Annotated in this window: 11 protein-coding genes; 9 read left to right on the top strand and 2 right to left on the bottom strand. The window is 32.7% G+C overall.

Annotated features, from left to right (window positions below):
• Positions 1-67: 67 nt before the first annotated feature.
• Positions 68-430: a TIGR02328 family protein gene (locus DY123_RS06210; RefSeq protein ID WP_140934607.1), complete on the bottom strand. Its 363-nt coding sequence runs from the start codon at positions 428-430 to the stop codon at positions 68-70.
• A complete protein-coding gene (locus DY123_RS06205; RefSeq protein WP_225426761.1) occupies positions 427-807 on the bottom strand; it encodes a YbgA family protein in 381 nt (126 codons plus the stop codon). Before DY123_RS06205 ends, DY123_RS06210 begins: the two co-directional genes overlap by 4 nt.
• Positions 808-957: 150 nt before the next feature.
• On the opposite strand from DY123_RS06205, the gene DY123_RS06200 reads away from it, so the two are divergent.
• From DY123_RS06200 to DY123_RS06160, 9 genes are all read left to right on the top strand, one after another.
• Positions 958-1,272, top strand: coding sequence for a hypothetical protein (locus tag DY123_RS06200; protein ID WP_108982739.1), 315 nt, complete (start codon positions 958-960; stop codon positions 1,270-1,272).
• 13 nt (positions 1,273-1,285) lie between these two features.
• Positions 1,286-2,107: an SPFH domain-containing protein gene (locus tag DY123_RS06195; protein WP_140936460.1), complete on the top strand. Its 822-nt coding sequence runs from the start codon at positions 1,286-1,288 to the stop codon at positions 2,105-2,107.
• Positions 2,108-2,205: 98 nt separating this feature from the next.
• Positions 2,206-3,189, top strand: coding sequence for a S66 family peptidase (locus DY123_RS06190; protein ID WP_140936459.1), 984 nt, complete (start codon positions 2,206-2,208; stop codon positions 3,187-3,189).
• An 11-nt stretch (positions 3,190-3,200) separates the two neighbouring features.
• Complete coding sequence (locus DY123_RS06185) at positions 3,201-4,121, top strand: D-alanyl-D-alanine carboxypeptidase family protein (RefSeq protein WP_140936458.1); 921 nt, start codon at positions 3,201-3,203, stop codon at positions 4,119-4,121.
• 4 nt (positions 4,122-4,125) lie between these two features.
• A complete protein-coding gene (locus DY123_RS06180) occupies positions 4,126-5,124 on the top strand; it encodes a C40 family peptidase (protein ID WP_140936457.1) in 999 nt (332 codons plus the stop codon).
• Between the two features lie 18 nt (positions 5,125-5,142).
• On the top strand, positions 5,143-5,682 hold the full coding sequence (locus DY123_RS06175; protein ID WP_140936456.1) for a GNAT family N-acetyltransferase: 540 nt from the start codon (positions 5,143-5,145) through the stop codon (positions 5,680-5,682).
• Between the two features lie 62 nt (positions 5,683-5,744).
• On the top strand, positions 5,745-6,293 hold the full coding sequence (locus tag DY123_RS06170) for a hypothetical protein (protein ID WP_140936279.1): 549 nt from the start codon (positions 5,745-5,747) through the stop codon (positions 6,291-6,293).
• A gap of 278 nt (positions 6,294-6,571) precedes the next feature.
• Positions 6,572-15,787, top strand: a complete 9,216-nt coding sequence (locus DY123_RS06165; RefSeq protein ID WP_140936455.1) for a DUF5776 domain-containing protein — start codon at positions 6,572-6,574, stop codon at positions 15,785-15,787.
• A gap of 256 nt (positions 15,788-16,043) precedes the next feature.
• Entirely contained in the window at positions 16,044-25,619 is a 9,576-nt protein-coding gene (locus DY123_RS06160; RefSeq protein ID WP_140936454.1) for a DUF5776 domain-containing protein, read from the top strand.
• The last annotated feature ends 78 nt before the right edge of the window (positions 25,620-25,697 follow it).

The following is a 25,697-nucleotide window of genomic DNA, read 5'->3' as shown; positions in this document are numbered from 1 at the left end:
TCCTTTCACTTAATCTAATATTAAGTATAATCTTAACACGAATATTTGATAATACAAATTTACATTTTTATAAGTATATATCCTTATTTGCTAGATTTTCTAAGCATTCTTTTAAGTATTCATCATTGTGTTCTGGATAAATAGGGTTGGTTAACTTTACCGGTTTTAAATTATCATAAGGATCGCAAGCAGTCCCACGATAATTTTTATCTGCCCATTTTTCATTAGGATGATAACCTCTTTTATGCATTTCTGCCATTACTAATTCATGAAATTGAAATAATTTATAAGGTGAATGTTTAAAAACATAATTGACAGTTGCATGTTTTTTGCCCCAACCCTTACCACGAAGGGCACAAACTTCTCGATGTTGACCCAATAGTTGCTGGCGAGGTAACTTACTAATTAGACTTTGATGCCATAATCTCATTGGTTTTGCTCCTTAATTTCAATAATGATTCTGGAATTTTGTAAATATTTAACCTGATATTTATCAGTTAATTGTGCTAAAAATTTACCTAAATCATCGTTTTCAGGTGATAAATAATCCAGTAATTTTAAATATTTATTTTTTTCTTCCGGTGTAGCAATTTTTTTAAAATACCCCCACACATGTTGATATGCAGTTACTAGGGTTGCTTTGGTCGGTGCAACGTTTTCTAAATCTTGAACAATTCTTTGATATGCTTGTTCTTTGGTTTTATCCCACTGATTATTTTTAGCGAGGGTTCTAATTTCATTGTATGCATTTTGCGAATGTGCCATTACCCAATATTTGTTGTATGCCCAATCACTTTGCCATGACAATTTTATCACCTCGAAAGTTTTCTTCTTATTTTATGTATTTTATGAAAAAATGCAAGTGCTAATTTATTTATAAAAAATTACTAAAAAGTATTGATTATTGAATTAAAACTTATATAATCTAGGATACTTTAAGCAAAAGGAGGTTCGTTTATGAAGGTTACAATCAAACTAGATTCAATGTTAGCAAAACAAGTTAAAAATTCTGCTTCTGAAGAAAAATCTAGTGTTGAAGATTACATAACTAACGTATTAAGCAATCATGTTAAAACTGGCAATTTTGAGCAACGTCAATTTGTGGGAAAACAGATTGATTCAGATAAAATTGATATTCAAAGCCATCTTGTTATGATGGATGGCATTTATTATCGCTTTGATTTAATTAATGAAAAAGAACCGACTGCTGATGTTAAATACACGGTCGTTGGTAACAACGGCAATGTTTTATATCTAAAAAAACAATTATAAAGGAAGTTTTATTATGCCATTTGGAATTAAAGTTGTTAGACAAAACTATGAAGGATTAGTAGAAAACTGGGGTAAGTATAAGAAAACTATTCAATCAGGCCTTCATTTTTATGTACCATTCATGCAAAAGATTAGAAGTGTTAGCTTAGCCATGCAACCCAAAACCCTTAATAAATACTCCATTATCACTAAAGATAATGCTGAAGTTACTGCCAGTGTAACTTTAAACTATCATGTGACTGATGCCGTTAAATATCAATATGAAAATACTGATTCAGTAGAATCAATGTCTCAATTAGTTCGTGGACATTTACGTGATATTATCGGTCGAATGGAATTAAATGAAGTTTTAGGTTCAACTGCTAAAATTAACCAAAACTTAGCAATTGCCATTGGTGATTTAACTAATACCTATGGGATTAATGTTGATCGCATTAATATTGATGAATTAACTCCATCTTCAGCGATTCAAGATGCTATGGATAAGCAATTAACTGCTGATCGTGAACGTCAAGCTGAAATTTCAAAAGCTGAAGGGGATGCGCAATCCATTCAACTAAGAACTAAAGCGCAAAATGAAGCCTTAATTGCGACTGCTAATGCCAATGCGAAAGCTACTAAGTTAAAAGCAGATGCTGAAAAATATAGAATTGATACTGTACAATCAGGATTGAAGAATGCTGATGTAAAATACTTTGAAAATCAATCTATCAATGCTTTTGGTGAAGTTGCTAAATCTGACAGTAACTTAATTGTTGCTCCAATGGATAAAACTAATGAATTTGGTCAAATGGCTACCTTAAAGAAGATTTTTAAAGATGATAAAAATAAATAATGAAGTTGAAAAGAGCTGTTTTTTCAGCTCTTTTTATTTTTACCCTTAATTTATCATTACAAAAAGATTATAATTTTATTAAAAAGGGATTTTTTAAAATGGAATATATTTTTCCAAGATCATTGCAAAAGGGTGACGAAATTAGAATCATTGCACCTAGTGATTCATTAAAACGTGTAGGTGGTTATGAAGCTAATCTGTCTGCTAAAAATAAACTAGAATCAATGGGGCTTAAAGTTACATTTGGTGAGCATGTAAATGAATGTGATCTTGCTAAGAGTTCATCAATTGAATCTAGAATTAGTGATTTACATACGGCATTTAAAGATAAAAATGTTAAAGCCATTCTTTCAGTTATTGGTGGTTTTACATCTAATGAATTATTACCATATATAGATTATGATTTGATCAAACAAAATCCCAAAATAATTTGTGGATTTTCTGATTTTACTGCATTAGCTAATGCCATTACTGCTAAAACTGGATTAATAACATTTTATGGTCCTGCTTATTCTAGTTTAAAAATGTCTGGCAAAGTTGGAGCCTATCAAGATACATACTGGAAAAAGATGTTAACTACTTCGAAAGATTTAATATTAAAGCATTCTAAATATTGGCAAAGTGGTCCTTGGTATGAAGAGAATGCAAAATTATCTCTCCATGATAATTATTGGAAAATTTATAATCATGGAATAGCTGAAGGAAGAACTATTGGTGGTAATTTTGATACTTTTGGTCTTTTAATGGGCACCAATTATCAGCCAGAATTGAGAAACAATATAATTTTGTTTGAATTTTCTGAAGGCCAAGACTGGAGTGAAATGTCTAGACATTTAGCTGCAATATTACAATCAACTAATAACCCTAAAGCTTTATTAATTGGTAGATTTCCTCTTGAATGTAATATGGATGAAGATAAATTAATGTATGTGCTTAAGAAATTTCCAATTTTAAAACAAATTCCAGTTATGTATGATGTGAATTTTGGACATGCTCAACCTATTTTCACAATTCCAATAGGAGGGATGGTTACAGTAGATACCTATCAAAAAGAAATTATTGTGCATAAAAATATAAACTAAGGAGTAACAAATTGAAAAATATATTCAAAAAAGGGGCAATATTAATAACCATGGGATTAATGTTATTTACAACAATGCCCAATAATATTATTCATGCTGATTTGAAAAATAAATTGCATAATAGTGCGAAAGCTGTAGCGGCAATGGATTTAAAAAATAATAAATTTATTTATACCAAAAATGCGAATAAACGTTATGCAATTGCATCAACGACTAAATTAATGACCTTATATTTAACGATTAATAAAATTAAACATGAACGAAATGGTTGGAACCATCGTGTAAGAATTAGTAATAATCTTAGCAAGATGAGCAAAAGTCCTGATTTAGGAAATGTTAAATTAGTTGCGGGAAGAAAATATACAGTGAGAACTTTGTATCGAGCTAGTTTAATTGCTTCTTCTAATCCATCAGCAATTACTTTAGGTAAATGGGTTGGCGGCTCCAATCACCATTTTATTAATATGATGAATGCTCAAGCTAAAAAATGGCATATTAATCATCAAGCTCATTTTGTATCATCATCTGGTTTAGAGAATAATGATTTATATCGTTATGGCATCCGTTATGGAAAATATCATGATTATAATCGTGTCAGTGCCAAAGCCATTACTACCATTGCAGATCATTTATTGAAGTTATATCCTAATATTATAAATGATGCTAAACATCGAGTTGAATATATGGGTCATCAAAAAATGAAAAATGAAAATGAATTGTTAAAAGGTGGATATAGTTATCATAAATATCTACATGTGGATGGATTAAAAACTGGTTATACTCCCTTAGCAGGATGTTGCTTAGTAAGTACCAGTAAATTACCTAATCATGATCATTTGATTTTAACAACCTTAAATGACAAACATGGTTCGTATGATCAAGCTAAAATGATTCATACTATTCAAACCAATTTAGAAAGAGAGCGAAAATAATTTTATGAAGAAAAAATATCAAGATAAACTATATATGTTATTATCAATATCTTTGATGGTAATTGGATTCAACGTAGGCTTGAATTACTTTAATGTTAGTGCATCTAATACTACATATAATAAGCCTTATCATGCTAAAAAAATTTTGTACCATACTAAGTACAATTACTATAAGGCACCTAATCAACAACATAAGGTTAGTTCAGCTAAACATGATTATAAAAAGAAATTTAAACTAACTAGAATTGCTAAAAGCAATCCTAAAGTGACTTATGTAAAAACTAGAAAGGGTTGGATTGATCAAAATGCCTTTGCCCAATGGGTAACTGGCTTTGGTCATATGAATTATTCAATGCAGGTTAGTGGTCATAATGCAGACCTTTATAATCAGCCTAAAAATACTAAAGGTTACCGTAAAATAGCAACCACTGAATCATTAGGATTACTCAATAAATGGATTACGGTTAACGGACGTGCTGAAACTAATGCCAAAAAAGGTTACTACCGTTTCAATTATGATGGTCAAAATTATTATATTGCTGGTAAATATTTAAAATTTAATTTAAATGGATTAACCGGTAATAATTATAAAATCGAAAAAGCTTTTAAAGCTGGTTATAAATTTTATGGGAAATCACCTTATGCATGGGGAAAAGGTAGAACACTTTCAAGTGTTAAAGCCCATCATTTTGATTGCTCTTCATTTGTTCATTATATTTATTCCAAAGCAGGCATTCATTTAGGCTCAATGTCTAATGCAACTACTTTTAGTTTGCGTAACATGGGTAAACCGGTAAACTATAAGCATATGAAACGTGGTGATATCTTTTTCTTCAATGACAAATCTGAAGGTGCATTTTGCCATGTCGGTTTTTACTTAGGAAATGGTTTGTTTATGCATGATTCACCTTCTGCTGATACTGGTGGAGTGGGGATTTCATCCTTAAAAGATCCACATTGGAGTTCAAGATTTAATCATACTGTTAGAAGAATTGTTTACTAATTTAAGTAGGTGATTGGAATGTTTCCTTATAAAATTGATAATGAGATTAGTTTAATTTTACCTAATCCAGAAAAACATGGACCTACCATGTTTAATTTAATAAAAGTGAATCGTTCGTATCTAGCTAAATGGCTACCTTGGGCGAATGCCCTTAAATTGGTTAATGATGAAGTGAGTTTTTTAAATGATAATTTAAAACAATATTTTGCTCAAAATTCATTAAATTTATTAATTCAATATCGTAATCAGTTAGTGGGCACTATTAGTTTTAATAATATTAATCATAATCGAAAACTTGCTGATATTGGTTACTGGATGGGTAAAGAATATTCAGAACATAATATTATGCATCGATGTGTTTTAGGGATGTTATCAATTGGCTTTGAACAGTATGGATTAAATAAAATTATGATTAATGCAGCAGTTGATAATATTGCCAGTAATCATGTTGCTAAAAATTGTGATTTTCATTTAGATGGCGTTTTACGTGAACATGAGTTATTGTTAGATGGATTTCATGATGAAAATACCTGGTCAATGTTGAAAAAAGAATATTAAATTGCTTTGTAACTAATGAATGTTTAATGTAAAATTTAAACCAAGAAAGGTGATTTTACGTTATGTTTAAAAAAATAAATTTATCCATTAAAGGATGGCTATTTGCAGCTATTATATTTTTGCTGGCTGTTTACTTTGGCTTTATTAATTTTCATTATGCAGGAATAAAAAATATTGAGATTAATTTTTTGTTTACTAATTTTGGCCTTTATTTTAAAGAATTAGTGATGGCAATGTTTTTTCTAGTCATTTATCTATTATTTTCTTTAATCCCATCTAAGAAATTTATGATGATTCCGAATTTATTCCTTTTAATGAGTGCTGGACAAAGTTTAGTGCAATTTTATTACACTTTGCCCCGTTTGAATATTTTAGGCTCTATTGCTGAATTTATTATCGTTTTATCGTTATTGGGGATGGCATATTCATTTTCTAATGTGTCTTTTGAAGTTATTGATGATGTAGGCAATATCAAAGGCCAAAATTTATTTGAAAGATGGACTAATCAAGTTAATAAATCATTAACAAATCATTGGAAAATAACTGCTACATTTATCTTGATATATGTTATTTTTGTTTCAATTACAACTATTACGATAGTATTTAAATAAGTTTAAAGGACTTAAATAAGTTTAAAGGACGTTTATTTTAAAATAAGCGTCCTTTTTGTTATGTATTAGTATAAATTTTTAATTATTAAAAAATAATTAAAAAACAATTTGTTTGAATTCGAAAATTATGAGGGTTACATTGAAGTTGTTAGGTAATAATATTTCATGTTAATCGTTTTTTGCAACCTTTGATAAATATACTATTTCTTATGCATATCTTATTTATGTTGAAACATATCTATAATTAATCAATTAAATTTAAATAGGAGATGTTATATATGCAATACAATAAGCATAATATTAAAAAAGTTAATGACAAAAAACTAATGAGAAAAGTTAAGAAACAATGGGTAGTACTATCAGTTTCTGCATTTGCATTTTTAGGTGTTTCTGCTTTTAGCATACTTAATCCAAGTGATGTGAATGTTTATGCTGATAAGAATTCTTCTACATATGATTTTTCAAATAATGAATCAAACAAAAATGACAATGTAGGATTAAATTTATCATCACAAAGTAAAAATGATACAGGTTCTGCAGATGCATCAACTCAAGGAGCAAAGGAGCCATCCAGTCCAGCTTCTAATGATAAGGGTGTAAGTGGAATAAGTTCTGCAGATGCATCGACCCAAGAAGCAAAGAAATCATCCAGTCCAGCTTCTAATGATAAGGGTGTAAGTGGAACAAGTTCTGCAGATGCATCRACCCAAGAAGCAAAGAAATCATCCAGTCCAGCTTCTAATGATAAGGGTGTAAGTGGAACAGGTTCTGCAGATGCATCAAATCAAGAAGCAAAGAAATCATCCAGTCCAGCTTCTAATGATAAAGATGTAAGTGGAACAAGTTCTGCAGATGCATCAACCCAAGGAGCAAAGGAACCATCCAGCCCAGCTTCCAATGATAAAGGTGGAAGTGGAACAGGATTCAAAGAAAATGAAAATTTAGCTCCTAAGCAAACTCCATCTCCTGTTAACAAGGAAAATAGCAAATTAGATAATAAATCTGTTAAGAAAGATTTATCCGTAACTCCATCTAAAGATAATGATTCTAAGCTGAATGCTTTATCGATTAAAGGAATTAAATCAATCCATGATTTTAGTAAGTTAGGGGTTAGTTTATATTCTGATAGTTTAGATAATGCATATAATGATGGAGAAAATGATGGTATTTATGATGCCCAATCTTCTAATGCCAAAAACTATCAAAATGGTCAAAAATGGAATTCATATTATGTAAATGCACTCCCAACTATTCAAAACAAATACATCAATGCTTACAATAGTGCATTCGATGGATATAACCAAGGAAATACAGACTATACTAATAATAGTACCTATGCTTATAACGCAGATAATTATGGTGATAAAAATAATTATTATAGGGATGCATATAAGCAATTTTCTAAAGATTCCTGGAATGGTTTTAACAACACTATTAGTGGTAATAATCAATCTTATAATAATCTAGGATATAATTATGGTGTAAGTGTTGCTCAAAATATAAAAAGCATCATTAGCAATACTGGTAATAATGGAAACAATAATTATTACGATAGTCTAGCAGTTTTTAATGATGCAACTACAAATTATAAAAATTATACTACTAGTTCGTATCAATATAAGTACTACCAAGAAGTTTATTTTTCCAAAAACTTTTTGGGAGGCTTTTATGATAGCTTAAAGAATAATTATCAATCTAATAGTAATACTGCATATTCAAGTGGTAATTTGTTTTATCAAGGCTTAATGGATGGTTATAAGGGACAATTTAATAATCAAATTAACGATCCATTATCTGTTTATCAAAATGCTTATAATACAGTAACCAGTGGATTTAATAACAGATATATAGGTACTAATACTCCCTTTGATGGTTCTCATGCTATTATTTACAATCGAATGTATAATTTTGGTCAAGTTTCAAGACAAGCTGTAAATGATTTTCTATCTGGGAAAGGAAATCCTAAAACTTATGTTAATAAAACAATTCCATCAGATTCTAATGAATATCCTTATACAACTGGCTTTTATGCTAATGCATATCAAGCAGCTCAAGATGGTTATAATAATCCAGATGGTACTCCATCTACTTATGATAATGCTCAACTGGCTTCATACTTATCAGGTCAATATAGTCGCAAAGCTTTAAATGATGCTACTAAAAATAATCCTATTGGACAAGCATATCAAAACAATGCGATTGCTTCAGATGTATATCAAGCAGCTCGAGATGGATATGCTAATGGTGGAACTGGTGTCATTTCGAAAGATAACATTAGTGATCCTATTTATTTAAAATTTTTTAAAGATTCTCAAGGAAAAGCTCAAGCTGCTGCTGTTAATGGATCTAACAGTTACTTACAACTTAATAAATCAAATACTGATACTAATGAAAGTACACCAGCACAACAAAGCGCCTCAGATTATGGATATCAACAAACTAAAAATGGATATCAAAATGCTCGTGATAGTAAAATAGATCCTTCACAACAAAATAATCCATCTTATCAAAATGGTATTCAAATGAATGCCGATGTTAATCAAGGTGCTAGTGATGCCAATAACGATAAAACTAAGAATCTATCCTATTCTGGTAATAATGCTCAAGTATCTACCAATGCTCAAATTGATGGATATAATGGAACCTTTGATGGTAATCAAGATGGAATGAATAATAAACCTATGCCATCTAATTTATCTAGTCAATCACAAGCATATCAAGATGCATACAACAGAGCTTACTTTAAATCACAACAGATAGCTCAACAAATCGCTCAAAATAATGGTAATACTACTGGTATTCCACTAACACCAGCACAACAAGCAGCTCAAGCCCAAAATGCGCAAGCTATTAATCAAGCTACAACAGATGCTCAGTCAGCAGACCCTATAAATAATGATAAATATAAAGGTAACACTAATGCTGATAACACATATAATGGAGCTCAAGCCGGTTATGACAATGGTGGAACCGGAAGTATGACACCAGATCAACAAAATAATCCATTTTATAAGAATGCATTTACTGCTGCTCAAGCAAAAGCGCAAGCTGCTGCAAGTAATGGAGCTGGTCAATTTACTTCTGGATCGGCTAATAATATTCCAACAGAAGGGACTAATGCTGAACAAAAGGCTGATGCATATGGATATCAACAGGCTCAAAATGGATATAATGCTGCTAAAGCCAATCCAAGTCAAGTTGATTCAAACAAATATAATAGTGATCCATCATATAAAGCCGGAGTTGATATGAACAGTGATGTTAATAAAGGTGCTAATGATGCCAACAATTCTACTATTAAGAATTCAAATTATTCTGGTAGTCCTGCTCAAATTTCTGGATATAACGGATCTATTGATGGAACTCAAGCTGGTATGAGTGGGAATGCAAAACCATATGGATTTGATAATAAACCTCAAGCTTATAAAGATGCTTATGATAAAGCATATAATGATGCTCAACAAAAGGCTCAAGCAATTGCCAAAAATGGTGGGAAAACTGATGGCATTACCTTAAATCCTGCTCAACAAGCTGCTCAAAATAAAGCCCAAGCTGCTATGAATCAAGCAACCAATGCTGCTGAATCATTAGATCCTTCTCAAAAGAATAAATATAGTGGTAACACTAACGCAGACAATACCTATAAAGGAACTCAAGCTGGCTACGCCAACGGTGGAAATGGAAGTATGACAGCAGATCAACAAAATGATCCATTTTATAAAAATGCATTTAATGCTGCTCAAGCAAAAGCTAAGACAGCTGCAAACAATGGTGTAAATCAATTTACATCTGGTCAACCAAATGATAATTCTAATGAAGCAACCAATGCTGAACGTGTTGCACATGGTTATGGATACCAACAAATGGAACATGGTTATAATGGTGATTCCAATGTACCTAATGACTCGTACTATCAAGCTGGTAAGCAACTAGCTAGTGATGTTAAAACAGGTGAAGATACTGCTAATAAATCTAATGATATTAATAGCCGAGATCAAGGTAGCAATCAAGTTCAAAAAGATGCTTATAATGCAACCATGGATGCTACAAAAGCTGGAATGAATGGTGACAATAAACCAAGTAATTTATCTCAACAATCAAGATCATATCAGGATGCATATAACAAGGCATATAGTGATGCTCAACAAAAAGCTCAAAATATTGCCCAAGCTATTAATAATGATGGCACTGTTGATACTAGCAAACTAACTCCTACTCAAAATCAAGCCTACCAATCAGCTAAACAAGCCATTGCGGATGCTACAAAAGCTGCTGCTAATAATCCAACCGATAATAATGATAAATATAATGGTACTGATAATGCATCCAGAGCTTATCAAGCTGCCAAAACCGGATATGCAAATGGTGGTACTAATACAATGTCACCTGACGAACAAAATGATCCTATTTACAGTAAAGCATTTAATGATGCCCAAAAAGCTGCTAAAGCAGCTGCTGCTAAGGGTGCTCAAAATTATGTAGATGGTAGCAATACTAATAATCCAGATGAACAAATAGCTGCTGAAAAGGCCGCTGATGATTATGGATACCAACAAGCTAAAGCTGGTTATGATGATCAAAGAACAGGTCAAGTTAGTGGCAGCAATGATCCATCTTATCAAAAAGGAATTCAAGTTGCGAAAGATGTTGATGCTGGTGTTCGCTTAGCTGATAAATCTAATACTACTGACAGTAATGATTATCCAGGTTCACCAACCGATAGTAATGCTGAAAAAGCAGCTTACCAAGCCACTAAAGCAGCTTATCAAGCTGCGATGAATGGAGCTGGTAAGCCAGAAAATAATAACAGTGATAAATCTCCAGCATATAAAGATGCATATGATAATGCATATAAAGATGCTACTAATCAAATGGATGCTATTAATAAAGGAACCATTACTGAAGATCGCTTAGTTCCTGCGCAAAAAGCAGCTTATGATGCAGCACAAAAAGCTATTAAAACCGCTACTGATGAGGCCACTAATAATCCTGATAGTAATGATTCTAAATACAGTAGTGGTACTGATAATGCATCCAGAGCTTATCAAGCAACCAAGGCAGGCTATGCTAATGCTGGTCGTAATTCAATTGATCCTAAATATGCTGATGATCCAGTTTATAGTAAAGCTTTTAATGCAGCGCAAAAAGCAGCCCAAGCTCAAGCAGCTCAAGCAGTTAAAGATTTTGCTGATGGTAAAGACAATAGTAATACCAATGGTAAAAATGCTTTAGGGAAGGCTTATGATCAAGGTTATAAAGAAATGCAAGCTGGATATAATGCTAATCCTGTTGACCTATCAAACAATGACCCATCATATCAAGCCGGAGTTCAAATGGCTAAAGATGCTAAAGCTGGAACTACTGATGCTTACAGTAACCCTAACCAAGGTTCAGAATATCAAGGTAGCTTAGCTAAACAAGAAGCTTACCAAGCTACTATTGATGCTAATAAAGCTGCTTCATCTGAAACACCTAGACCTAGTGATAATGACTTTAAAAAATTACCTAGAGCTTATCAAGATGCTTATAATAAAGCTTATGATCATGCACAACAAATGACTAACGATGCTGCTGCAGGTACTGTTGATAAAAATAGTCTTAACAATGAATTAGACAAAGATTCATATGCTAAGGGTGTCGATGCAGCGCAAAAAGGTTATCAAGCCGCTAAAAAGGATCCAACTAATAATGATTCTCAATATGACAATAATAATATTGCAGGATTAGCCTATCAAGGTGCTAAAGCTGGTTTTGATGCTGGTAAAAAAGGTTCTAATGATAAACCATCTAATAATGATCCGGTTTATGTAAATGCATATAATAATGCTAAAAAAGCTGCTCGTAATTATGCTGAAAGTGGTGCTCAGGACTTTGCCCAAGGTACATTTAAGGATGGCAGTGATAATGGTAAAGATTATGACAATAGTAATGATGCATTAAAGCAAGCCCAAACCTATGGTTATAATCAAGCATTACAAGGATATAATGATCAAAAGAAGAACATGAGTTCTGATTTATCTAACTCTGACAATCCAGAATACAATATTGGTGCACAAATGGCTAAAGATAGTCAAATGGGTACTAGATTTGCTGAAAATGGGACTGGTAGTAAGCCAAGCGATAGTAATATTGCTCAACGTGATGGTTATCAAGGTACGATGGATGGTTACCAAGATGGTGCTAGTGGACATCCAAAAGATGTTAGCAAGTACAATGTATTTTATCAAGATGCCTATAATGATGCTTATAAGAATGGGCAAAAGTTAGCTCAACAAGGTGCATCTAATCAACCAGCATCTACCGATTTGTTAAATAACAATCAACCTGGTCAAAGAGCTTATGCCCAAGGTGTTAATGATGCTAATACAGGTTATCAAGCAGCTGCTAAGCAAAGTGGTACTACTGATGATGGACAACATAATGACAACACCAATACTGACAAAGCCTATCAAGGTGCTCTTGCTGGATTTAATGATGTTAGCAAAGGGATAAATAATCCAACTAATAGTGATCCAGTTTATGTCAAAGCATATAATGATGCTCATCAATCTGCCCAAGCAGCTGTGCAAGCTGGAGTAAACGAATTTGCTCATGGTGATGATAGTAGTACTACTAATGGAAATAATGATCCCATTAGCAGTGTTCATAACCAAGCATTTGACCAAGCTAAGCAAGGTTATCAAGCTCAACTAAATAACAATGTTGATCCTAATAATATTAATCCTGGTTATATTGCTGGAATTAATATGGCAAAGCAATATCAAAAAGCTATTGATGATACTAACAATAATCCTAATGGTTCAAATAATAATGATCCCATTAGTCAAGCGGCCCATGCTGCTACTTTAGCTGGTTATTCTGATAGTATTCGTAACATTAATACTAAGGTTACAGTGCCAACAGAATATAAAGCTCAATCACAAATCTATCAAGATGCTTATAATAAAGCTCACCAGGCTGGCATTGAAAATGCTAAAGCTGGTGCTCAAGCATTCAATAATAATAACGTTGCACCAACTGGTAATGATATTGCATCAATGGCTCAAGAACAGGGCTTTGCTGCTGCTCGTGATGCTTATAATAAAGCGAAAGAAAACGCATCTACAAATCAAAGCAATGATGGCAGCAATTATAGCGAAACCTATAATGGTGCTTCAGACGCATTTAATAATGCACTAAATGGTAAGTATGATGGTCCAAAAGCTTCTAATTCAGATGTTTATAATTCTGCTTATAAGAAAGCCATGGATGAAGCTAAACAATTAATTAATGATTCCGCAATGAATTATATTAAGAATCAACCTGGTGATGGTAACAGTAATTTGTCTACTGATACAGTTTCTAAATTATCTGATTTAGGGATTCAGGATGCTGTTAAAGCTTATCAAGCTGCACAAAATAATGAACCAACTTATAATCCTAAAGGTTTGAATGATGGTAATGTTTATAATGGTGCAAAAGCCGCTTTTGATGATATAAAGAATGGTCATGCTAATGCTAGTCGTAATGGTAATGACTTATATAATGCTAGTTATGACAAAGCATTGCAGGAGGCTCAATCATTTGCTCAAAGGGGTGCAGATGCATATTCAAACGGTCAGTCGGTTGAAGAAATTACTAATGGATTAAATAATCTAACTGCAGCTGATAAAACTGCTATTCAAAATGGTTATGATCAAGCTCAAGCTGGTCATGATGATTCCATGAAGGGTGATCATACTGCACAACAAAATAATCCATATTATAATAATGAATTTAATAATGCTAAAAATGCGGTAAATGATGGTAGTCGTGATGCCATAAATGATGCTACTCAAGGTGATAAACACACCGGAGACAATAAGTTAGATCAAGCATACAATGGAACCGTTGATGCATATAAAGATGCCGGTCAATCATCTCGTGATATCAGTCATATGCCAAGGGCCTATCAAGATGCTTACAAGCAAGCTCAAGCTGATGCACAAAAGGCTTATGATAATGGTGCTGCTCAATTTAACAATGATCAATCTAATGATCAAATCAATAATCCAGGAGCAGCTGCAATTGCTCATAATAATGGTTATCAAGCCGCTCAATCTATTTATAATCAAATGTTGAAAGATCCTAATTCAGTTGATCCAAGTAACTTAAATTCTGCACAAAAAGTTGGTTATGATAAAGCTCAACAATCAATTGTAGGATTGAAAGATTATGCTAGTGGAAAGCAGCCTACAAGTACTGATAGCAATTATATGTCTGGTTACAATACCGCAAAGCAAGCTGCTCAAGCTGCCATGAACGATTCCCAAAATGGTAAACCAATGAATGTTGTTGTGCCAAGTGGCATGAATCCACAGTTATATAATGATATTTATAATGCTACTTATAATGGATATAATAATGGTTATAATGGTGGCAATAATAAGTCCAATCAAGGTTTCATTTATGATATTGCTTACAAACATGCATATCAACAAGGGCAATATGATATTCCAGTTGCTCCAACACCTCAAGCTAAGGTCAACCAAAAGACTAAACCAAATCGTAATAGCAATAAAGCAGCTAAGGATTCTTCTAATGTTGATCAAAATACCAATAAGGGAATTCTTGATGCTATTAATGGTCACAAGATGAAATTTGGTTCAACTAGACCTTATGAAAATGGATATAACTTAGGTAAAGAAGCATTAAGAGGAATGCGTGCTGCTGAATATGGTAGAAAAGGTAAGCAACATATTAAGAATGCCAAAGATTCATTCTACATGTTTGGATACAATGGTTATAAGAACGGTGTTCGTGCAGCAAAACGTACTTTGAAAGCCAATAAACGTTTGAGCAAGCATGATTTAGTTGGTAAATCACCAGCTTATGTCTACACATTTAAGCAAGGTTTGAAAGCTGAAATACGTCATCAACATAATCTAGGAACTAAGCAAGGAATTGCAATGGCTAAGAAGGTTCATGCTATTCCAGCTAGATTATCAATGACGCATTCAGCTCAATACGTTGAATCTTACATTAAGGCATACAAACGTACGATGAAACGTAACATGCCAAAATACGTTTATAATATTCGTACTATCTTTGTGCACAAGCAATTAAGATTTACTAATAGGAATCGTGTCGTTCGTTATGTTAAGAAACCAAGAAATCAAGCTAAACTATTGAGAGTAACCGGAATTGCTTATTACAAGAATGGCATTCCAAGATATCGTGTCGTTGGTGGTGGAATGATTGCTGATAAACGTGGTACTGGAATCGTAGCCGCTAATGATAGTATCGTGAATGCTTACTATCGTCACAACTTTAATTACTTTAAAGTAATTAAACCAAAGGGAACTTTGACTTATAAAGGTATGAAGTTTACCAAAGATAATTCATCTCACAAGGTTTACCATGGTGAAATCTTCAAGGTTGACAAAGTTGTTAAATATCATGGCTTAACTAGATTCTATCTTGGTCATGGTCAATATATAACAAGTAATAAGACAATTGTTCAAAAAGTTGGATAGCTATTATAAAAAAATGAGTGAAAATAAAGACAGTAATAACTTCTTTATTTTCACTCATTTTTTTATTCAAATTCCTTGACTAATTTATTTTTTTGTTTACATTATTGTTCTATAATTGTTGATTTAACAATAATGAGCTGATTTTTTTACTTATATATATAGTAGTGCTATTTTTGAATTGTAGATTGATATTTCGAATATTTATTTAATATTTCTAATACTGGTTTATTATTTATAATTTGGAGATGTTATATTTATGCAATACAATAAAAAACAATTTAAAAAAGTAAATGATAAAAAGTTGATGAAAAAAGTTAAAAAAAATTGGGTAGTATTATCTGCTGCAACACTATCAATTTTAGGTGGATTTGCTGTTACAGGGACTTTAAATGTTAATTCGGTCTCTGCTAACGATGATAACAATCCTTCAGAAAGCTCTAATAATGGAAAAGTAAATAACCACACAGTTGCAAACAAATCAAATGATCATAATACTGTTGTATCTAATGATGATTCAAATACAAATAATCATTCTGATCACAATGTAGGATTATCTAAAAAAGATCCGACAATAAATAGAACCATTCAACATGATAATGGCGAAGAGCAAAACAACAATCAAAACAACAATACATTACATAATGGACAATTAAGTTCAAAAACAAATGGTAATGGGACTGGGACATCATCCGATAAAAGTAAAGACACGTTATCAAAATCCAGTGATGATATTAAATCAAACGCTGATTCTCAACCATACCAAAAGATGGTTAACCAAACCAGTCGAATGGTTCAAGATGCATTGCAAAAACAACAGATGAGCACAGAAGAACAAAATCAAGCTCATAATGGTTCAGTTGATGCATGGAATAATATTCATACTAATGATCAGCAAAGTAATATTAATGGCGTCCAATCTGGTACTGATTATTATAAGGCAGGATATCAAGGAACTGTTGATGCCTGGAATAAATATAATGACTTAAATCAAGGGAAAGGGACACAACCAACCAAGAACTATTCTGATAATGATTATCAACCATCTGATGGTAAAAATACTGACTATAATAATCCTGCTAGTGTAGACTCTAATTTAAATAATGGAGCTTATAGTACTAATACAGATCAGCAACATCAAGCAGTTATTCCTGAAGACCCAAGTACTAATAATCAAGCACATACTGGAAATGATACCTTAGTAACTAAGGGTCAAAAACAATATTCAGTTAATAATTATAATCAAAAAATTACTTTTGATTATAATAATTTAACAAAAGTAGACTTAGAAAATTCTGCTATTCATGATGCATATAATCAAGGAATTACCGATTTCTTAAAGTATCAAGGAACTTACGATGCTGAAAATGGTCGTTGGAGTGGTAACAATAGAAACGATGCAATTACAAACTTAGATGCAACTTCAAAAAATTCATATTTACAAGCATATCGTGGAGCTCAAGATGCTATATCACAACAATTTAAGTCTGATAACACGTTTAGCTATAATGTTAGCGGTGGTAAATTTACCCCTACTTGTAGTGTTGATGGTCCATCACTACAATATCAATATGGATTTGATGATGTTGTTAATAAAATAAATAATGATAAGACAGCATTTGTATCTAATCCATTGCAAATTAATAATGCTATTGATACACATAATCAAATTTCATCAAGTAATCAAAATGATTTAAATAGAAAATCACTTTATTATTATGGTGATATTAAAAACATTAACTTCTTAAATGATATTAATTATCAAGATACTCAATTAAGTAGCGCTAATGGTTTAGAACAATATGTATATATATATCCAGAAAATCAAAATGCTGCTAATTTGACTTTTAATGGTCAAAATCATGTTACTGATTTTGGCGGATTAACTTATTCCTTAGAACCTGTTCAAAAATCTAGTTTAAGTGCTGACCAAGCAACTCAAATGACCGTTAAGAATTTTCATACAATTTACGGTAGTGACTATTGGGGTTCAATGAAGCTAGAAGGTACTGGAACTCTTAACTATAGTAATGTTACTTATGTAGGAGCAGAGTTTGTTAATGCCAAAAGTGCTCAGGTAAATATTGATGGTAATCTAAATGTATTTTCAGTGGGGAATTATAATAGTCCATGGGCCGGTAATAATATTCCTACTGAAGGAAATAACGGAATTGGTTATAATGGCAGTAGCAAAATATTTGGTGATAACCAACAAAACATGGAAATTGGTCGTATGACAATTCATTCTGGTGGTAATTACTATGGTAGTACTACTGGTGGAAACGCCGTTGAACTTTGGGGTGGTAGTTTAAACCTAGAAAATGGTGCTCATATGAAATTAGCTCCAATGAGTAATGCTAATGTTCATCCTGAAAATGATCCAGATTGGTTTGGAAATGCCGCCATTGGTCTATATTTAGAAGCAAATAATGCTAACGTTAATATCACTCGTGGTGCCTCAGTTGTTGTTGATCCTACAACTAATAACAAAAGTATAGGCTTAGCTGAAGGTATTTATCTAGCTGCTGGTAATGTTACAGTTGATGGTGGTGAATTAGATGTTAATGATAACGGTCCATTGACCACAAGATATGATTATGCTAATTACATTAATGGTTCAGTTTTAGTAGATCATAATGGTTGGTTTAGAATTTATGGTACTAGCTTAAATGATTCACAACGTGCCAATAATAATCTGGTTAAAATTGATGGTAAATTGACAATTACTGATGAAGGTAATTTAGCACTTCGTACTGATGGTACTGGTAAAAATAACTTTTACTTGATTGATAACGCAAAAGATTTTCATGTTGATAATCCTGGTGAAAAAGTTCAATTACAAATTGATAATTTGAATGGCCATTCAGGTAATGGTAATCTATTTACCCATCCAATTACAGCCTACTCAACTAAGTACGCATTAGGATACAAAAATGGAACTACTGACAATACTCCTAATGATCCTGAATTAATACCATATAAAGAAGTTATTGTTCCTTCTGGAAAGGGTAAAATCAGTTATGTCACATTAGATGGTAAGTCTCATACTTCAAATGATAGTGCTTATGGTGCTAAATATTTATCATTTAATGCTAATCCACTTGCTGACTTTAATGGTAATATTGATGATAAAGATCAAACAGATGGTACTAATAAGTTAACCGGTTCAATTATTTTGAAAAATTTACCTCATGAGGCTGGTTTAGGTGATAATGGACAAATTGCTATTAACGTTCAAGTCGATGATGGTAATAATGTTACTGCTACTCCAGATAATATTATTTTAAATAGTAAGGGTCATCAAACCCTTATGAAGTATGTTAAAGATAATAAAGCTGATTCAAATGGTTATTTAATTAATATTCCTAATTCAGCTAAAAACGGTGATATTATCAATTTCACTTACGATGTATCTCAAACTCCTAAGCAATCAGTTACAGTTACAACTGATTATTTTAATGGAATTAGAGCACAAAGATTAAGCAAAGATGGTATTCAAAACGGTTCAAATAACGGAACTTCAAGTACAATAAATTATCCTGATAAACCTGATTCTAGTGATGCTTTGAATCCTGCTATCCCTAATCCTCTAACGCCTGAAGATGCAATTAACGATGGATCTCGTGATGGAATGAATCAAGCTTCTAAAGGATTAACTAATGAAGATACTTCACCTAATAATAAGACTTATGAAAAATATTATAAAGCAAGTGATAAATTAGCTAAAAACTATAAAGACAATTATGATGAATCATATAATGGTTATAATAATGGTTATAAAGATATAAATAGTGGAACATATGATCCTTCAAAGAATAGTGCTCAATCATCTTCATATCAAAATAGTTATAATCAAGTCATTAATGATTATCATAAGGGTTTTGTAAACCAAGTAAATGGCACTGCTATTGGTTCATCTTCAAATAAGGCATATCAAAATGGTGTTAGTGCAGCTAAAGGAGCACAAAACACTGTAAATGGAACTTATGTAAATGATGGTAATACTGCTGAAAAAATGGGTCACGATGCTTTTAATCAAGGATTTAATAGTCAGATTAGTAACATTAATGATGAAACTGTAAATGAACAATATAATCCAGCTTATAATTATGGAGCCGAAGTAGCTCAAGGTATTCAAGATGCATCTAAAAATAATCCTACTTATTCTCATATGCCACAAGATAATAATGGTTCTAATTATGCTGGATATCAAAATGGTGTTGATGCTGAAAAGGGAATTATCGATTCATTAAATAATCAACCAGAAAATACACAAGGTAGTTCTGCATATAAGATTGCTTATGAAGCATCTAATAAAGGAATAAATAATACATCTGTTGGTCAAGATAATGCTTTGCAAAAGTATGCTAATGATACTGGAAATGCTGTTTATCATGGAATTACTGATGCACAAAATAATGGAACTACTGATTATAGCCATAATAATTTGCAAAAATCTATTTATGATCAAACTAAGCAAGACTTCAATGCTGGTGAAGGTAAGAGCGAAGTAGATGCTAATGTAAATAAGAGTGATATGGATTATCAATCTGGTCAAGCAGCAAAACAAGGTATTCAAGATGGTGCTTCTGGTAATGATAGTGAATCTAAATATGCAAATCCTTCATTACAAAGAACTGCTTATGATAATGCTAAGAAAGCATTTAATGCAGGGCTAGATGGTAAAAAAGACTCTGAAGAAGCTAAGTCAGATAATTTTGCTAATCAAGCTGGTTTGGATACTAAACAAGGAATGCAAGATGCTCTTGCTGGCATACCAGAAGATAGCAAGTATTCTAATAATGATAATTATAAGAATGCATACCAAGCAACTAAAGATGGATTCAATGGTCAGATACCAAAGTCAGGGACTGTCGATCAAGCGGAACGTAAAGTTTATAATGCAGGTTCTGATGCTCAATTAGGTGTTCAAGCTGCCTATGAAGATTTAGTAAATGGTAAAGGTCATAATGATCAAACAAGTTCATATAAAGATAATTTACCTACTGATCCAGTTGCCCAAAAATTATATAATGAGGCATATACTGCGTATAAGAACGGTAATGATAACAGTAATAGCGACAATCCTGCTGCTCCAGAAACGTCAGAAAATATTAATAACGAACAAGGATTAGCATACCAAGCTGGTCAAACATTTCAGGCTACTAGGGATGGAATTATTGATGCTCGTAATGGTAATGATGCTCATGCAGATGATTATCGAAACGATCCAGATAGGTCCGCATATAACTCATCTAAAGCTTCATATCAAGCCGGATATAATCAACAGTCAGATGTAAGTTCTATTACAAATGATAAGGGGATTTCATATAATTTGGGTCGTGCTACTCAAGCCGCGGTAGAAGATGCAGCAACAGGTAAATATAGTGATGATCCTGAATCAGGATCCAAATTACCTAAGAATGATCCTAATAGTTCATATTCTCTAAATAATCAAGCGCTACCTTGGACAAATCCACAAAAACGTGAATATGATAATGCTTATCGTTCATATATAGATGGAAAAACTGACAAACAAGCTTCTATTCAAATTGCTGCTAATGCTGAAAAAATTAATCAAGCTACTCAAGATGGAATTAATGCTGCCGCAAGTAATAAATTGATTAAACCTAAAAATTCATATAATGGTGATTCTACTGATCCAACTGATCCAACTAAACCAGCTAATCAACAAAAAGCAGCATATGATAATGCCTATGCATCATATAATGCTGGATATCAAGATAATGATGGTTATGTATCTACAGCTCAAGCTAATAACCAAGGAGACGCATATAACCAAGGTCGTGCTGCTAAAGCAGCTGTTAAAGATGTTCAAAATGGCATGACTCAAATTTCAGATGCTCAAAATAATCCTGATAGTGCTTATAACAATGATTATCATCCTGGCACTATCTGGAATAATGCACAAAAGCAGGCATATTCAGATGCTATGCAGGCTTATCAAGATGGTACTAAGAACAGCAGTTCAGATGCTACACAAACACCAGATACAACTCAAAATCAAGCTTATCAAGATGGGCAAAAAGATACAGTTGTTAAGCAAGCCATTAAAGATGCTATTAATGGTAATCATAATGCCCCTGCCAATAATGGAGAAGCATATAATGATGCAGGGTCTAATTATATGGGTGGATTTAATAATCCCAAACAAACTAGTGACGATATGGCTACTAAGGCTGGACAAACTGCATATAATGCTATCAAGGATGCAACATCTAATGTTGATAATAGTAAGAACTACAGTGGAGAACAACAATCTGCTTATAAACAAGCACAAAGTGATTATCAAGACGGCTTAAAAGGTACTCCCAATAACGATGAAAATCCTACTTATAGTACTGCTTATCAGGCAGGCCAAGCTGCCAACCAAGCTATTACTGATGCTACCAATGGTGGTAATACAACATATGTTGATCCATCATTACAAAAATCAGCTTATGATAATGCTAAAAAAGCATATCAAGCAGGATTAAATGGCAATGCTACTAAGGATGATCAAAATAGTGCACAATTGAATCCAACTGCTAATGAGGCTGGTAAAAATGCACACGCAGGAATCACTGATGCAATTAGTGGTAATCGCGCTACTAATCAAGATAGTAATTATGTAAATGCATACCAAAATGCTAATGATGGATTAAATGGTAAAACTACACATGGAGAAAGCACTAATAATGTAGCATATCAAGCAGGACAAGCATATAATACTGGGATCAACGATGATAAGAATGGAAATTCATCTACAGCAGAAGATAGCAATAATCCTAATAAGGATGTTGCTAAATACAATTCTTCACAAAAACAGGCATACGATCAAGCAAAACAAGATTACAGTGATGGAATTGCTGGTAATACTAGTGATAGTACAGGTAACAATGTAAACAATAATAGTAAAGGCTATCAACAAGGTGTTAATGCCAATGCCACTAATGATGCCACTAATGATGCTATTAATGATGCTTCTAATGGTAATCAATCTACAGCAGAAGATACTAATAATCCTGATAAGAATGTTAATAAATACAGTCCTTCACAAAAACAAGCATATGATCAAGCAAAGACAGATTATCAAAATGGTTATGATGCACCTACTAATAGTCCTAGCGATGGGAAGCCTTCAGCATATCAAGCAGGCCAAGCTGCTAAACAAGGTATAATTGATGCCCAAGCTGGTAAGACATCTAATAATCCATATATTAATCCAGTTCAACAAAATGCATATAGTAAAGCTCAAAATGATTATGCTAATGGATCTAATGATTATAATGGATTGCCTTCCAATAAGGGTGCAGCATATCAAACTGGTCAATCTGATGGTAAAGGAATCCATGCAGCTTTGGAAGGTCAAAAAGATCCGGGTGGTAACAGTTCAAAAGCTTATACAGCAACTAAAGATGGCATGAATAGTTCTAGCGAAAACGAAAATGATAAGTCCCAACAATCAGCTTATGATATTGGTAAAGCAACTAAAAAAGCTATCGATGATTCTAACAATGGTGATAATAAAGCCAACGGAGAAACTGTTTATCCAGGACAACCTGATAAGGCTAGTGTTTATAATCGTGCTAAAAATGATTATAATGCTGGACTAAGTGGCAATGATGGACCAGATAAAATTGATCATAGTAGTATTGCTTATAAATCTGGTCAAGCTGCTAAACAAGGTATTCAAGATGCCACAAATGGTAAACATCAAGCCCCAACCGATAATGATTTCGATAAGAGTGCTTACAATAATGCTCAATCAGCATATCAAGCTGGACTAGATGGTAATTCTACTAAGAATGATCAAGATAATGCTAAATTAAATCCAACTGCTAATAATGCTGGAATTAATACCAAACAAGGTATTGATGATGCGATTTCTGGTCATCAAAATAATGACAAATATAATCCTGCTAGTTCGAAATACAGTCCTGATTATCATAATGCATATGATAATGCTCAAGATGGCAATAAAGGATCAGCTACTCATGGTGAAGATACCAATCATGACATAGCTTATCAAGGTGGGCAAGCTGCTAAACAAGGTATGAATGATGCTCAAACTGGTCAAAACCATGCAAGTGATTATAATAATAATCCTGCTGCCCAAGATGCATATAATAAAGCTAAACAATCATATAATGATGGATTCAATGGCAATACAGACAGCGATGCTGCCAAAGCTAATCCAGAATCTAACAAAGCCGGTCAAGCTGCAAAAGATGGAATTAATGATGCCATTCATAACAACAGTAATTCAGCTCATAAGTATTCTGGTGATACGAATGCATCCAATGCATACAAGAAAGCTCATGATGCATATAATGCCGGAGAAAATGGTGATACTACAAGCCCAGCTGCTAAGGGTAATGCAGAAGCTAATGAAACTGGTCAAGCTACACATGATGGAATCAATGATGCTGAAAAAGGTAATAATGATTCAGCTAACAAATATGCAGGCAATTCAACTGCATCTAATGCATATAAGAAAGCTCAAAAGGCATATAATTCAGGCTTAAATGGTGATACTACTAGTTCAAATGCTACTGATAGCCCAGATGCCAATGAAGCTGGTGCAGCAACACATGATGGGATTAATGATGCTAAAAATGGTAATAGCAATTCAGCCCATAAATATGCAGGCAACTCAGATGCATCCAATGCATATAAGAAAGCTCAAGATGCATATAATGCTGGGAAAAATGGTGATAATAATAGCGCTGCTGCTAAGGCAAATGCTGCTGCTAATAATGCTGGATATAATGATTACACTAATGCAGCAAACCAAGCTTCCAATCAACAAGATAACAACCAAGGTGGTAATACCTTTATTAATGGTGGATCTGGTGGATCTAATAATTCCACATCATATAATAATGGATATAATGATGCCCAAAAAGGATTTAATGATGGAATGAATAATCAACCTAATAACGATCCTGATAATGATAATTATAATAAGGGTTATCAAGCTGCTAAGGACTATCAAAAGGGTGAATCTGATGCTAGCCACAATCAACCACGTGCTACGAATGGTAGTTATTCATATAATAATGGTTATGATGCATATGAAAGTGGCAGTAATGATAAACCATACAATGATAATAATATGAACAATGATTATAAAAATGCTTATAAGCAGGCCTATAATGATGGACATAATAGTTATATGAAAGCTCATAAAGCTAATAAGCATATCAAACGAAACTCATTGAAGGCTGAGAAGAATGCTCATCTAAGGGCCATTGAATTACGTCATGCTGCTCATGCTGGATATAAACGTGGTACAGAACTTAGTTCACCTGCTAAGATGAGAGGGTTTTCAAAAGCATACAAGCGTGCTTATATGAGAGCTTATATTAGATCATTGAAGATTAATATTCCTCGTTATGTATATAATTTGAAGAAAATTTATCGTCATAGTAAACCTACTTTAACTCGTAAGACTAGAAATGCTGAGTACAAAAAATTATCACTTCGTAATCGTCATACATTTAGAGTTCATGGATATGGATTTACTCCAAACGGACATCTAATCTTTAGAGTTAAGGGTGGTTGGATTAGTGCTGATCACTCATCAATTGCTGATTTATATTATAGACGTAGTGAAAAGAAACATGATCAAAAGGTACGTGTAATTCGTGACCATGGAACCTATATTTATAATAGCAAACACTTCAGTCATAAGAGTGAGGTTAAGTATTTGCATACTGGAAATATTATTCACATAAAGGAATTACAAAAGTCTGGTCATATTACTAGATTTTATCTAGGTAATGGTAGATATCTATCTAGTAACAAGAAGATTGTTCATCGTGTGAACTAATAAATATATTTAAATAATAAGGATGATGGAATTTTTCCATCATCCTTATTATTTTTTTTGAGATATTTGAAATGAAAT

It is taken from the genome of Apilactobacillus micheneri, from assembly GCF_006493595.1.
GTDB classification, from domain to species: Bacteria; Bacillota; Bacilli; order Lactobacillales; family Lactobacillaceae; genus Apilactobacillus; species Apilactobacillus micheneri.
Note: the sequence above shows the minus strand (reverse complement) of the source record. Positions and strands in the feature narration are given on the sequence as shown.

What these genes read in the sequence shown, in the direction of transcription:
- DY123_RS06210 (WP_140934607.1), bottom strand. Translation starts at nt 430, where the DNA reads ATGAGATTATGGCATCAAAGTCTAATTAGTAAGTTACCTCGCCAGCAA.
- DY123_RS06200 (WP_108982739.1), top strand. Translation starts at nt 958, where the DNA reads ATGAAGGTTACAATCAAACTAGATTCAATGTTAGCAAAACAAGTTAAA.
- DY123_RS06195 (WP_140936460.1), top strand. Translation starts at nt 1,286, where the DNA reads ATGCCATTTGGAATTAAAGTTGTTAGACAAAACTATGAAGGATTAGTA.
- DY123_RS06190 (WP_140936459.1), top strand. Translation starts at nt 2,206, where the DNA reads ATGGAATATATTTTTCCAAGATCATTGCAAAAGGGTGACGAAATTAGA.
- DY123_RS06180 (WP_140936457.1), top strand. Translation starts at nt 4,126, where the DNA reads ATGAAGAAAAAATATCAAGATAAACTATATATGTTATTATCAATATCT.
- DY123_RS06175 (WP_140936456.1), top strand. Translation starts at nt 5,143, where the DNA reads ATGTTTCCTTATAAAATTGATAATGAGATTAGTTTAATTTTACCTAAT.
- DY123_RS06170 (WP_140936279.1), top strand. Translation starts at nt 5,745, where the DNA reads ATGTTTAAAAAAATAAATTTATCCATTAAAGGATGGCTATTTGCAGCT.
- DY123_RS06160 (WP_140936454.1), top strand. Translation starts at nt 16,044, where the DNA reads ATGCAATACAATAAAAAACAATTTAAAAAAGTAAATGATAAAAAGTTG.